General features: G+C 72.6%; 15 protein-coding genes. 8 read left to right on the forward strand and 7 right to left on the reverse strand.

Annotated elements, in window-relative coordinates:
- Positions 1-30 precede the first annotated feature (30 nt).
- From ACH54P_RS20850 to ACH54P_RS20880, 7 genes are read left to right on the forward strand one after another with little or no spacing between them, the layout of a single operon-like run.
- The gene (locus tag ACH54P_RS20850; protein WP_489915190.1) at positions 31-426 is read left to right on the forward strand and encodes a YciI family protein; all 396 of its coding nucleotides are present in this window, start codon (positions 31-33) and stop codon (positions 424-426) included.
- Positions 426-1,688 carry an RNA polymerase sigma factor gene (locus ACH54P_RS20855; protein WP_489915191.1) on the forward strand — a complete coding sequence of 421 codons (1,263 nt, stop codon included), beginning with the start codon at positions 426-428 and terminating at the stop codon, positions 1,686-1,688. Before ACH54P_RS20850 ends, ACH54P_RS20855 begins: the two co-directional genes overlap by 1 nt.
- Positions 1,689-1,724: 36 nt before the next feature.
- Positions 1,725-2,495, forward strand: a complete 771-nt coding sequence (locus tag ACH54P_RS20860; protein WP_489915193.1) for a maleylpyruvate isomerase family mycothiol-dependent enzyme — start codon at positions 1,725-1,727, stop codon at positions 2,493-2,495.
- A gap of 30 nt (positions 2,496-2,525) precedes the next feature.
- Positions 2,526-2,954 carry a MarR family winged helix-turn-helix transcriptional regulator gene (locus ACH54P_RS20865; RefSeq protein ID WP_489915195.1) on the forward strand — a complete coding sequence of 143 codons (429 nt, stop codon included), beginning with the start codon at positions 2,526-2,528 and terminating at the stop codon, positions 2,952-2,954.
- A gap of 41 nt (positions 2,955-2,995) precedes the next feature.
- Positions 2,996-3,571, forward strand: coding sequence for a PadR family transcriptional regulator (locus ACH54P_RS20870; RefSeq protein ID WP_489915197.1), 576 nt, complete (start codon positions 2,996-2,998; stop codon positions 3,569-3,571).
- 11 nt (positions 3,572-3,582) lie between these two features.
- Positions 3,583-5,016, forward strand: coding sequence for an FAD-dependent monooxygenase (locus ACH54P_RS20875; RefSeq protein ID WP_489915199.1), 1,434 nt, complete (start codon positions 3,583-3,585; stop codon positions 5,014-5,016).
- Between the two features lie 48 nt (positions 5,017-5,064).
- Entirely contained in the window at positions 5,065-5,355 is a 291-nt protein-coding gene (locus tag ACH54P_RS20880; RefSeq protein WP_489915201.1) for a hypothetical protein, read from the forward strand.
- Here the strand turns inward: ACH54P_RS20880 and ACH54P_RS20885 are convergent.
- From ACH54P_RS20885 to ACH54P_RS20895, 3 genes are read right to left on the reverse strand one after another with little or no spacing between them, the layout of a single operon-like run.
- A complete protein-coding gene (locus tag ACH54P_RS20885; RefSeq protein ID WP_489915203.1) occupies positions 5,352-5,879 on the reverse strand; it encodes a GNAT family N-acetyltransferase in 528 nt (175 codons plus the stop codon). The two genes, ACH54P_RS20880 and ACH54P_RS20885, sit on opposite strands and share 4 nt — an antisense overlap.
- A 10-nt stretch (positions 5,880-5,889) precedes the next feature.
- Entirely contained in the window at positions 5,890-6,831 is a 942-nt protein-coding gene (locus ACH54P_RS20890; protein WP_489915205.1) for an SDR family NAD(P)-dependent oxidoreductase, read from the reverse strand.
- A gap of 39 nt (positions 6,832-6,870) precedes the next feature.
- On the reverse strand, positions 6,871-7,770 hold the full coding sequence (locus ACH54P_RS20895; protein ID WP_489915207.1) for a TetR/AcrR family transcriptional regulator C-terminal domain-containing protein: 900 nt from the start codon (positions 7,768-7,770) through the stop codon (positions 6,871-6,873).
- Between the two features lie 141 nt (positions 7,771-7,911).
- Between ACH54P_RS20895 and ACH54P_RS20900 the strand changes: the two genes are divergently transcribed.
- Positions 7,912-8,619, forward strand: coding sequence for a DUF2306 domain-containing protein (locus ACH54P_RS20900; protein WP_489915209.1), 708 nt, complete (start codon positions 7,912-7,914; stop codon positions 8,617-8,619).
- Positions 8,620-8,622: 3 nt separating this feature from the next.
- Here the strand turns inward: ACH54P_RS20900 and ACH54P_RS20905 are convergent, their stop codons facing one another.
- From ACH54P_RS20905 to ACH54P_RS20920, 4 genes are all read right to left on the reverse strand, one after another.
- On the reverse strand, positions 8,623-9,558 hold the full coding sequence (locus tag ACH54P_RS20905) for a hypothetical protein (RefSeq protein WP_489915211.1): 936 nt from the start codon (positions 9,556-9,558) through the stop codon (positions 8,623-8,625).
- Positions 9,559-9,624: 66 nt separating this feature from the next.
- A complete protein-coding gene (locus ACH54P_RS20910; RefSeq protein WP_489916548.1) occupies positions 9,625-10,497 on the reverse strand; it encodes a LysR family transcriptional regulator in 873 nt (290 codons plus the stop codon).
- Positions 10,472-10,849, reverse strand: coding sequence for a DUF427 domain-containing protein (locus ACH54P_RS20915; protein WP_489915213.1), 378 nt, complete (start codon positions 10,847-10,849; stop codon positions 10,472-10,474). Before ACH54P_RS20915 ends, ACH54P_RS20910 begins: the two co-directional genes overlap by 26 nt.
- Before the next feature lie 63 nt (positions 10,850-10,912).
- Positions 10,913-11,677 (reverse strand): HAD family acid phosphatase, encoded by a 765-nt coding sequence (locus tag ACH54P_RS20920; RefSeq protein WP_489915215.1) that lies wholly within the window; start codon positions 11,675-11,677, stop codon positions 10,913-10,915.
- Positions 11,678-11,713 lie beyond the last annotated feature (36 nt).

An 11,713-nucleotide genomic window follows, 5' to 3' on the forward strand; every position in this document is an offset into this window, starting at 1 on the left:
CCGGCCGAAGGCGCGGAACAGGAGCCGAACATGCCGAAGTACCTGCTGCTGCAGAGCTACACGACCGCCGCCGGGTGTGACGTCCCCATGGGCGAGTGGCCGCTGGAGGACATCCGGGCGCACATCGCGTTCCAGCAAGCGCTCGACGACGAACTGCGGGACAAGGGCGAGCTGGTCGATTCGCAGGGCCTGGCCGGGCCGGACGCGGCGAAGACCGTCGTCTCCGACGGCCGGCGCAGCCCGGTGGTCACCGACGGGCCGTACCCGGAGGGCAAGGAACTGCTGGCCGGCTACCGGCTCGTCGACGTCGACAGCGAGGACCGCGCGCTGGAGATCGCGGCGCAGGTCTCGGCCGCGCCCGGGCCGGACGGCGTGCCGATCCAGCACCCGATCGAGGTGCGCCAGGTGATGAGCGCGCCCGCCTGATGCCCGGCGAAGGGGTCGAGGACCTGCTGCGCACGCTCGCGCCGCAGGTCCTCGGCGTCGTCGCGCGGCGGTTCCGCGACTTCGACGCCGCGGAGGACGCCGTCCAGGAGGCGCTGCTCGCGGCGGCGAAGCACTGGCCGTCCGGCGGATTGCCGGACAACCCGCGCGGGTGGCTGCTGCAGGCCGCCGTCAACCGGCTGACCGACCAGCTCCGCGGCGACCAGGCGCGGCGCCGCCGGGAGGACGCGGCGGCCCAGGAACCCCCGCCCGCGGCGGTCCCGGACACCGACGACACGCTGGTCCTGCTGTTCCTGTGCGGCCACCCGGCGCTGACGCCCGCGTCGGCGATCGCGCTGACGCTGCGCGCGGTCGGCGGCCTGACCACGGCCGAGATCGCCGGGGCGTTCCTGGTCCCGGAGGCGACCATGGCGCAGCGGATCAGCCGCGCCAAGGCGCGGATCAAGGCCTCGGCCGTGCCGTTCCGGCTGCCGGACGACGGCGAGCGCGAAGCCCGGCTGCGGTCGGTGCTGCACGTGCTCTACCTGCTGTTCAACGAGGGCTACACGAGCAGCGCCGGCGGCCGCCTGCACCGCACCGAGCTGTCCGGCGAGGCGATCCGGCTGACCCGGCTGCTGCACGGGATGCTGCCGGACGACGGCGAAGTCACCGGGCTGCTGGCGCTCATGCTGCTCACCGACGCGCGGCGCCCGGCCCGGACCGGTCCGTCCGGCGAGCTGGTGCCGCTGGCCGAGCAGGACCGGGCGAAGTGGGACCGCGCGCAGATCCGGGAGGGCGTCGCGCTGGTCACCGAAGCGCTCGGGCGCGGCGACGCCGGCGAGTACCGGCTGCAGGCCGCGATCGCCGCCGCCCACGACGTCGCGCCGCGCTTCGAAGACACCGACTGGCCCCGGATCCTGGGCACTTACCGGCTGCTGGACCGGATGACGGACAACCCGGTGGTGTCGCTCAACCGCGCGATCGCGACGGCGATGGTGCACGGGCCCGCCGCCGGGCTCGCGCTGCTGGACACGCTCGACCTGGCCGGGCACCGGCCCGACGCCGCCCGCGCGCACCTGCTGGAGCTGGCCGGCGACGGGGCCGCCGCCGTCCGGCACTACGACGCGGCGGCCGCGCGGACCGCCAACACCCCGGAGCGGCGGTACCTGCTGACGCGCGCCGCCCGGCTCCGGAAGTCATCGTCCGGCACCGCGGAGGCACCCGTCCAGGTCCCGGGAGGTGGCCTTCGGGGCAGCGGATCATGACCCCACGGCCGCCGCCGCCCGGTTTACGGTGGCCGGGTGAAGACCCTGAGCCACGACCGGCTGGCCGTCGCCCTCGTCGCGGAAGCGGAGCGGTTCGGGACGACGATCGCGGGCGCCGAACCGGCGCTGCGCGTGCCGACGTGTCCGGAGTGGACACTGCGTGACCTGACCTGCCACGTCGGGCTGGCCTACCACAAGTCCGCCGCGATCATCGCGAGCCGGCCCACCGGGTACGTGCCCTTCGACGCGGTCACGGTCGACGACCCGCCCGCGTTCGACGCCCTCGGCGGCTGGCTGGTCGACGGCGCGGAACGGCTCGTCGCCGTGGTGGCCGAAGTCGGCCCGGAGACACCGACGTCGACCTGGACGCCCGATCGCCGGGCCGGGTTCTGGACGCGGCGGCTCACCCACGAAACCGTCGTCCACCGCGCGGACGCCGCCTTCGCCACGGAAACGCCGTACGACGTCGACGCCGAGCTCGCCGCGGACGGCATCGCCGAGGGCCTCGGCCTGGTCGCCGTCTTTTCGCGCCAGTACCACCCGGCGCTGGACCGGACGCCGCTGCGGGGCACCGGCGAGACCCTGCTGTTCCACGCCACCGAGCCCGGGCTCGACTGGCTGGTCCGGCGGACGCCGTCGGGCGTCGAAGTGGGGCACGGGCACGCCGAGGCCGACGTCGTCGTCGCGGGCCGCGCCGCCGACCTGCTCCTCGCGCTCGCCGGGCGCCTCCCCGAAGACGACCCCCGGCTCACCGTGTCCGGCGACGCGGACCTGTTCCGGCACTGGCTGGAGCACACGCGCTTCTGAGCGGCCAGGCCGGTCTGTAAGGTTCCTGTCATGAGTCCAGTCCCGACCGGCGGCCGGCCCGGCTACCTGATCAAACGCGCCCAGCAGGCGCTGAACCAGGCGTGCACCGACCGGCTGCGCCCGATCGAGCTGTCGATGTCGCAGTACGCCGTGCTGCGCGCGCTCGACGACCACCCCGGCGCGTCGTCGGCCGAGCTCGCCCGGATCACCTTCGTCACCCGGCAGTCGCTGCGGGACGTCCTGGGCGGGCTGCGGTCGGCCGGGCTGGTCACCGTGGCGGAGCAGGCGAGCACCGGCCGGGCGCGCCCGGTCGAGTTGACGCCGTCCGGCCACGCGAAGCTGCGCGCCGCCGAGGAGCTGGTCACGCAGGTCGAGACGGAGATGCTCGGCGACCTCTCGGCCGATCAGCAGCGCCACCTGGCCGACCTGCTGCGCACCTGCGTCGAAAACCTGACTTGACGGCGGTCGTATAGTCGGTTCCGACTAATAGGGAGCGACTAGTGCCACCACGCAAGATCCGCAACACCCTCGCGCTGGCCCTGCTCGGCCTGCTGCTGGAACGCCCGATGCACCCGTACGAAATGGCGTCCACGCTGCGCGAGCGCTACAAGGACACGACCTTCAAGATCAACCCCGGCTCGCTCTACGACACCGTGGAGTCGCTGGCGAAGCACCGCTGGATCGAGCCCGTCGAGACGGTGCGGGAGGGCAACCGGCCGGAGCGGACCGTCTACGCGCACACCGAACTCGGCCGCCAGGAGTTCGTCGCCTGGCTCGACGAGCTGGTCCGCGTGCCGGTCGCCGAGTACCCGAAGTTCGTCGCGGCGGTCAGCTACCTGGGCGCGCTGGGACCGGAGCGCGCCGCCGACGCGCTGGAGGAACGCGCCCGCCACCTCGCCGAACGCATCGAGGGCGCGGACACCGCGCTCGCGGACACCGTCGGCAAGGGCGCGCCGCGGCTGTTCATGATCGAGGTCGAGTTCGTCCGGCACGCCTGGCAGGCCGAACTGGACTGGGCGCGCCGCACCGCCGCCGAAATCCGGTCCGGCTCCCTGCCCTGGCCCGAACACTTCTGAGGGGAAGAACCGTGCTCGAAACCGATGTCCTCGTCGCCGGCGCCGGCCCGGCCGGCCTGCTGCTCGCCGCGGAGCTCGCGCTGGCCGGCGTCCGCACCACGATCGTCGAACGCCACCCGGAGCGCCCGCCGTACTGCCGCGGCTTCAACCTCAACTCGCGCTCGCTGGACCTGCTGGCCCGGCGCGGGCTGGCCGAAGGGCTGGTCGCCGAAGGCCACCGCGTGCCGCACGCGCCGGTCACCGGCCTGCCCGGGCCGCTGCTGCTCGACGGCGCGGCGACCGGTCACCCCTTCTCGCTGGGCATCCCGCAGACCCGGGTCGAGGAGGTCCTCGAAGCCCGGGCCCTCGAACTCGGCGTCGAAATCCGGCGCGGCCACGAACTGAAGTCGTTCACCCCGCTCCCCGACGGCGTCACCGCGGTGATCCACAATGGACAGACCATCCGGGCGCGGTACCTCGTGGGGTGCGACGGCGGGCGCAGCACCGTGCGAAAGCAGGCCGGCATCGGCTTTCCCGGCGTCGACGCGCGCTGGTTCGCCCTGCTCGGCGACGTCGAATGCGAGCTGCCGTACGGACCGTCGGCCGGGCCGGACGGCCGCAGCGTGTTCGTCATCCCGCGGCCGGGGTACGTCCGGATCGTCGTCCGCGAGGACGACCCGCCCGCGGACAAGGACACGCCCGTCACCCTCGACCGGCTCCAGGCGCAGGTCGACGCGGTGCTGGGCCGGCACGTCGAACTGAGCGCGCCCCGCTGGCTGAGCCGCTTCGGCGACGCCGCGCGGCTGGCCGAGCGCTACCGCTCCGGACGCGTCCTGCTCGCCGGCGACGCGGCGCACATCCACCCGCCGGCGGGCGCGATCGGCGTGAACGTCGCCCTCGACGACGCCTTCAACCTGGGCTGGAAGCTCGCCGCCGTGGTCCGCGGGACCGCGCCGGACGCTCTCCTGGACACCTACCACGACGAGCGGCACGCGGCGGGGGAACGGATCCTGGCCAACACGCGGGCGCAGGTCGCGCTGGAGGAAGCCGCCGGGGAGCCGTGGGCCGACCTGATGCGCCGCGTCGCCGCGCACCCGGCGGGGAACCGGGCGCTGGCCGAGATCATCACCGGCCTGGACGCCTGCTACGAACCGGGCGGGCACCCGTGGCTGGGGCGGCTGGCGCCGGACGTTCCGCTCTCGGTTTCCGGGCACCCGACCCACCTGGCCGCGTTGCTGCACGCCGGACGTCCGGTGCTGCTGGACCTCACGGGCTCGCTGGCGGCGTGGGCACCGGCGGTCGAGGTGGTCCACGCCGCCTCTCCGTCCACTTCGGACATCGAGGCGGTGCTGCTGCGGCCGGACGGGCACGTGGCGTGGGTGGGCACGCCCGGCTCCGGTGACGCGGGTCTGGCGGAGGCGGTGCGCCGCTGGATCGGCGACGTCCCGGTTCCGGCGCACGCCTGACCGGAGCGCGTACCCTGCCGGCAGGGGGCGGACCTGGGGAGGCGCCGGATGCGTGGACGTTATTTGCTGCTGGTGTACGAGAACCGCCGGCGGTGGGCGGCCCTCGGCCACCAGGCTTCGATGTGCCTGCAGACCATCCGCTCCGGCACCGTGGCCGAGGTCCGGCGGGTGCTCGCCGGCAGGATCAGGGCCGCGGGTTACGTGCCCGACCACAGCGGTTACCGGCGGACCGGGACCGGCAAGATCATGCTCACCCTCACCGTCCGGACCGGGCATTCGTTCCGCGTGATTCCCGAGGGTCACGTCTTCACCGAAATCTGCATGCGCGAGACGACCTAGGTGGGGCGGACCGGACGGTCCAGGACCGCCCGCTGCTCCTCCCGGCCGTCCAGGGTGAACTTGCTGTGCGGCGTGAACCCGAGCTTCTCCACGACCCGCGCCGAAGCCTTGTTCACCGGTTCGTACACCGCCATCAGGCGGTCCGCCCAGCCGGACTCGAAGACCTTGTCTCGGACCGCCGTCGTCGCCTCCGTCGCGTACCCCCGGCCCCAGCCGGCGGGGGCGATCCACCAGCCCATCTCCACCGCCGGCAAGCCGAGGCCCGACTCCGGGGCGCCGCGGCGGACCAGCGACACCACGCCGTCGAAGGAACCGGGGGCCGCGGACACCGCGAACCAGCCGAAGCCGTGCTCGGCCCAGTGCGAGAGCGTCGCTCGGTGCTTGCCGAGCGTGTATTCGCGGGTCCACGGCTCGCCGGTGCCGACGTAGCGGACCGTCTCGGGAATCTGGGCCAGGGCGAACAAGTCGTCGAAGAACTCTTCGGACCACGCGTGCAGCGTGAGCCGTTCCGTGGTGATCAGCACCGCCACCAGTCTAGGCGTGCGCGGTCTTTCCGCCATCGATCACCAGCTGAGCACCGGTCAGGTACGGGAAGTCGCCCGAAGCCAGGGCCAGTGCGAAGACCGCGATCTCGTCCGCCGTGGCCATCCGCTTCAACCCCGGGACGTTCGTGAGGGCCCAGTTCGCCGCCATCGCGTCCCACACCGCGTCCGGCAGGTCCATCGCGCCACCCGCTCGCCGGACCAGCTCGGTGTTCGTCGTGCCGGGCACCAGCGCGTTGACGCGGATGCCGTGCCCGGCGTAGTCCAGGGCCGCGGTCTGGACCAGGCCGACCAGGCCGCGTTTCGACGCCGTGTAGGCGGCGCGGCCGGCGTCGGTGGCCAGCGCGTTGGACGACGCCGTGACCACCACTGTCCCGCCGCCCGCCGCCTTCAGGTGCGGCACCTCGTACTTCAGCGCGAGGAAGTTCCCGCGCAGGTTGGTTCCCACCACGTCGTCCCACTCGGCCGCGGTGTACTCGTCCAGCGGCTTCTGGACGGTCACGCCCGCGTTGTTGAAGCACACGTGCAGCCCGCCGTATTTGCCGGCGACCGTGTCGACAAATCGCTTCACGTCGTCTTCGGACCGGACGTCGGCGCGCACGTACGTCGCTTCGCCGCCCGCGTCGCGGATCTGACGCTCGACCGAAGCGCCGAGGTTCTCGCGGCGCCCGCAGAAGCCGACCTTCCCGCCCTCGGCCGCGAACCGCACCGCGGCCGCCCGGCCGATCCCCGACGTCGCCCCGGTGACCAGCACGACCTTCCCCGCGAACCGCCGCGCCGCCGACGGCGCGATCTGCGGTGTCTTCGCCCCGCCCTGCACCAGGGCCACCCCGCCGGCGACGCCGGCGACCGCACCCACCCCGGCGGCGATCCCGCCGGTGGCCAGGAGCCGGCGACGGCTGTAGCGGCGGGCTTCTTCGTCGTTCTCGCTCATGGGCCCCAGCGTGGCCGGGCCGGGCGCCGTGACCATCCGTCAAACCGACCGGTGTTCCCCCAGCAGCACGCCGATGCCGTCGAGCTGGCGGCGCAGCCCGAACTCGAACGCCTCGTCGAGGTCGACGTCGTCCAGCCCGGCCAGCACCTCGGCCAGCTCCGGGAACCGGCCCGACTCCAGGTACCCCAGCAGCAGGGACAGGTCCGCCTCGAGCCGCTGGTCGCCCGAGATGCCGCTTTCCTGCTCCGCCTGGACTTCGAAGGAGTTGCTCACCGCGAGCCCGCCGACCCAGCCGTTGAGCGTCATGATCACCTGCAGCTTGACCCGCCGCCGCAGGCCGGTGCCGGCCAGCGCGCGCAGCGACCAGTCGACCAGCCGGAGCCCGGCGGCCACGATCGGCGGCCGGACCAGCGAGTTCAGCAGGATCGGCGCGAGCCACGGGTGACGGCGGTAGGCGCTCCACTGCGCACGGGCGGCCAGTTCGAGCCGTGGCCGCCAGGGCACCGGCCCCGGCTCCGGGAGTTCCGCTTCCCCGAGCGCCGCGTCGGCCATCAGGCGGAGCAGCTCGTCCTTGTCCGGCACGTGCCGGTAGAGCGCCATCGGGCCGACGCCGACCTCGGCGGCGAGCCGCCGCATCGACAGCGCGGCGAGGCCTTCGGCGTCGGCGAGCGCGACGGCCGCGCGGACCAGGCCCTCCCGGCCCAGGGGCGGCTTGACCGGTGCCCGCTCGGCCACGACCGTGCCGCTGCCCGGCACCGCGCGCACCCAGCCCTGCTCGCCCAGCACGGAGAGCGCTCTCGCCGCGGTCGCCATCGCGACACCCCAGTCGCGGACCAGCGCGCGGGTCGACGGGACGCGGTCACCGGGCCGCAGTTCACCGGCGCTGATCCGGCGCCGCAGGTCCGCCGCGATCCGCAGGTAGGGCGCCGGTTCGGCCACATGCCACCTCCACCGTTCTAGAACACTTCACGGAGCAGCCTAGAACACTTCCAGGGTCCTCCCCCATTGTTCCCAGCAGGCATTGCCGAGGCTTCCCGCTGGTCAATACGGTCCCGATACACCGTACGAACAGGGGGACCCATGACCACGATCGAAAAGCCCGAGGCCCGGCCCGCGAAGAAGACGTGGTGGCGCCGGCCGTGGGTGTTCCCGCTGGGCCTGCTCGTCACGGTGTTCCTGGTCTACTCCCTGCCGCCCTACCTCGGCCTGGACGCGGCGCAGTCGCGCGTCCCCGCGCCCGCCGGGCTCGGCTGGTACTACCCGGTACTGGTGGCGCACATCGGCTTCGCCAGCATCGCGATGGTCACGTGCGCGCTGCAGATCTGGCCGTGGCTGCGGCAGCGGTACCCGGCGGTGCACCGCCGGACCGGCCGCGTGTACGTGTTCGCCGGCGCGATCCCGGCGTCGATCGCCGGGTTCTTCGTGGCCCTCGGCGCCGCGTTCGGCCCGATCGGCGCGGTGTCGACGGTGCTGCTTTCACTGCTCTGGTTCGGTTTCACCGTCCAGGGCTACCGGATGGCGCGGGCCCGGCGCTTCGGCGACCACCGCCGCTGGATGATCCGCAGCTTCGCGCTGTGCATGTCGATCATCAGCAACCGGATCTGGGGCGTCGTGTGGTTCCTGGTGTTCACCCCGCAGCTGGAGACGACGTTCGGCGGCAGCGAGCTCGCCATGGTCCAGGCGATCGCCGGGATCACCACGTGGACCGGCTGGGTGCTGCCGCTGCTGTTCGCCGAATGGTGGCTGGAGCGGGGCCGGGGACGCCGCCGCGCGCCGTCCCCGGCCTGAGCCCTACAGCCCGGAAACCCGGCCCTTGTGCAGGTTCCGGATGATGTTCCGCGGGTTCTTCGCGACGTATTGCGCGGCACCCGACTCGAAGACCAGGTAGGCGTAACCGCCCGACTCGGTCATGCCCTCGTTCATGCTGGGCGAGCGGTAGCACCGGGTCGAAGACCGGTCGATGTCCCGCGCGCCGGCGTCGACGACGTAGATGTTGCCGCGGTTGTCGTTGCCGTACGAGGTGCTGAACACGAAGTGGGACCGGGTCACCATCAGGCCCTGGGTCTTGGTGGGCACCTCGTACGCGCCGGACTGGGTGGTCAGCGAACCGTCGGTGCCCACCTTGTAGCGGTACATCTTCTCGCGGCCGGTCTCGCTGAACTTGCCCGAGTACAGGTTGTCGCCGTAGCTGGTCAGGAACGACGCGCCGTAGACCGTGCGGGCCTCGCCGACCTGCTTGAGGTACGGCGTCCCGGACTTCTTCATCGCCGCCTTGAGCTCGGACAGCCGGTACTTGCGGATCGAGTCGCCCGACCCCTGCACGAACGCCCAGCCCTGGGTGATCGCGATGCCGCCCGCGTGCGTCGCCGCGATGGCGACGGTGCCGACGTGCTTGCCGGTCTTCGCGTCGATCCCGATCAGGTGGGCGTCGTGGCCGTCGCGGTAGGCCGCGATCACCAGGAGGTCGTTCCCGCCGTCCCAGCCGTACCAGGTGGCGATGCCCTGCGGCGTGTACGTCTCCAGCTCCGGCACCGCCGGGCCCTTCGCGAAGCGTCCGTCATACGCGTAGGACGCCGAAAGCCCCGAGTAGAACGAAGCGAGCTTCCCGCTCGACGACGTCTCGCAGCTGATCGCCGCCACGGCCGGTCCGGCGGCGACGGCGGTCGTCCCGATCGCGACCGCGACGCTCGCCGTCACGACGGCGGCCTTCCTCTTCCAGGTGTTCATCGAGCTCCCTCAGTCGGCTCCGCCTTGCCGGACTGGGACTCGCCGGGATGATCTCCGGTTCCGTCGTCACCACCCGGCGGCGTCGGCGAGCAGGGCGTCCCGCACCGCCGCCGGACCCGCCCGGCACGGCTCCGCCCGGCTGACGACGAAGAGCGTGTTGATCGGCGGCTCCTCGGGCTCCAGCAGCGCGACCAGGTCACCCGACGCGAGTTCGGCCGCGCAGAGGTACCGCGGGAGCACGCTGACGCCGAACCCGGCCAGCACGCACGTCAGGACACCGCGCAGGTCCGGGACGACCACGGCGGGACCCGCCGGCGGCCGCACGCCCAGCACCGAACGCCAGTAGCGGCGGATGATCGGCAGGTCTTCGGCGTAGGCGACCAGCGGCGCCGTCCTGGGGTCGCCGTCGAAGCCGCGGCGGCCGACCAGGACGAACTCCTCGTCGGTCAACGGCGTCGCCGTGAAGCCGCGGCCGCGCGGCCGGATCGTGGAAACGACCAGGTCGAAGCGCCGGTGCGCGAGCCCGGCGAGGAGGTTGTCGGCCAGGCCGAACGTCACCCGGAGCTTGAGCCCGGACCCGACCAGGCCCGCCAGCGCGGGCAGCACCCGCGCGGTGGTCAGCTCGGCCGGGCCGGCCAGGTGCACCGGCGTCGCGAACGGGTCGGTGCGCCCCACGACGACGTCGGACAGCGCGTCGACGTGTGGAGCCACGCGGGCGGCCAGTTCGTCGGCCACCGACGTCGGGGTCACGCCCCGCGCGCGCCGGACGAACAGTTGCTGTCCCAGCTGCTCCTCGAGGGCCCTGACCTGCGCGGTCACCGTCGGCTGGGACAACCCCAGCGACGGTGCCGCGCCGGTCAGCGAGCCTGCCCGGTGGACGGCCAGGAACGTCTTCAGCAGGTCGAGGTCCAGCTCAGTCCTCGACCAGCTCGATCGAATCCACCACGTTCGGGTAGAACGCGACGTGGTCCTTGATCGGCGCGACCGCGTCGTACGGCTTCTCGTACGTCCAGACCGCGTTCTCGGCCCGCACGTCCCCGACGTGGAGGCTGTAGTAGCCGGCCTCGCCCTTGTACGGGCAGTACGTCTCGTGGTCGGTCCGCTCCAGCACCGCGGGATCGACGTCCGCCAGCGGGATGTACTGGACCGCCGGGTACGTGGATTCCTGCAGGGTGAACGCGTTGCGGCTGTCCGCGACGACGCGCCCGCCCGCCTTGACCACCACCCGCGCCTTCGTGGGCTCGACGGTGATCGGGTGGTCCGGGCCCGGCTGCAGAACCTGCTTCGCCATGTCAGCTCCCTGAGAGTCCTGTGTACCAGGAGCAGCACACCGGGCCCGGTGGTTATTCCGCGATCAGGGCAGGTAGTACATCGGGTTCGGCAGCTTGACCGGACGCAGCGCGTAGCCGCCTTCGAGGTCGCTGAACTGGTCACCGAGGTTCAGCACGATCTTCGCGCCGGTCGCCTCGATGTGCGCCCGCGTGCCCGACTTGTACTGGACGGTGTTGCAGGTCAGCCCGCACGGCAGGTAGTCGGGCGCGGTGGTCTTGGGCTTGAAGAACGCGCCCGCCGGCGCGGGGTAGCCCTCGTTGGCGAGGTTCTTCAGCGACTGCGGCCCCTGGAACTCGTTGCGGCCGGTCAGGAAGTACACCTTGACGCCGTGCTGCGCGGCCCAGTTGGCCAGCTCCAGCACCGGCTTGTTCGCGTCGAAGGTGCCGTTGTCGATGGCCTGCTGCTGCTTGACCGGGTCGAAACCGAAGTCGTTGTCGGCCTCCCAGCCGTAGGTGACCTCGGAGGTGTCGTCGACGTCGAGCACGACCGCCGGGTTCGTCACCCGGCCCAGCTGCTGCTGCAGGAAGCGCTTCGCGTCGGTGACGATGCGGTTGGTGTCCTTCACGAACTGGCTCGTGTCGGAGTAGTGGTGCTTGCCGGCGGCGTCGAGGTAGTCGCCGTAGTAGGCCTTGACGTCGAGCTTGACCTTCCCGATGTTGGCCGGCTCCTTCGAGCGGGCGGCGGTCGAGTCGTCCGAGCCGGCGAGCGCGGTGGCCCCCGAGGCGACGGTGGCGCCGATGGCCGCGGCGGCGGCGAGCTTGACGAGACCTGACCACTTGTTCGACACGGCGACCCTCCAGTGAAACTCGGCAACTGGGGGAAC

The sequence above is a fragment of the Amycolatopsis sp. N2S4-7 genome (assembly GCF_058119595.1).

Coding starts and splice junctions, on each gene's coding strand:
- ACH54P_RS20905 (WP_489915211.1), bottom strand. CDS start 9,558: ATGAACACCTGGAAGAGGAAGGCCGCCGTCGTGACGGCGAGCGTCGCG.
- ACH54P_RS20850 (WP_489915190.1), top strand. CDS start 31: ATGCCGAAGTACCTGCTGCTGCAGAGCTACACGACCGCCGCCGGGTGT.
- ACH54P_RS20855 (WP_489915191.1), top strand. CDS start 426: ATGCCCGGCGAAGGGGTCGAGGACCTGCTGCGCACGCTCGCGCCGCAG.
- ACH54P_RS20915 (WP_489915213.1), bottom strand. CDS start 10,849: ATGGCGAAGCAGGTTCTGCAGCCGGGCCCGGACCACCCGATCACCGTC.
- ACH54P_RS20865 (WP_489915195.1), top strand. CDS start 2,526: ATGAGTCCAGTCCCGACCGGCGGCCGGCCCGGCTACCTGATCAAACGC.
- ACH54P_RS20890 (WP_489915205.1), bottom strand. CDS start 6,831: ATGAGCGAGAACGACGAAGAAGCCCGCCGCTACAGCCGTCGCCGGCTC.
- ACH54P_RS20880 (WP_489915201.1), top strand. CDS start 5,065: ATGCGTGGACGTTATTTGCTGCTGGTGTACGAGAACCGCCGGCGGTGG.
- ACH54P_RS20900 (WP_489915209.1), top strand. CDS start 7,912: ATGACCACGATCGAAAAGCCCGAGGCCCGGCCCGCGAAGAAGACGTGG.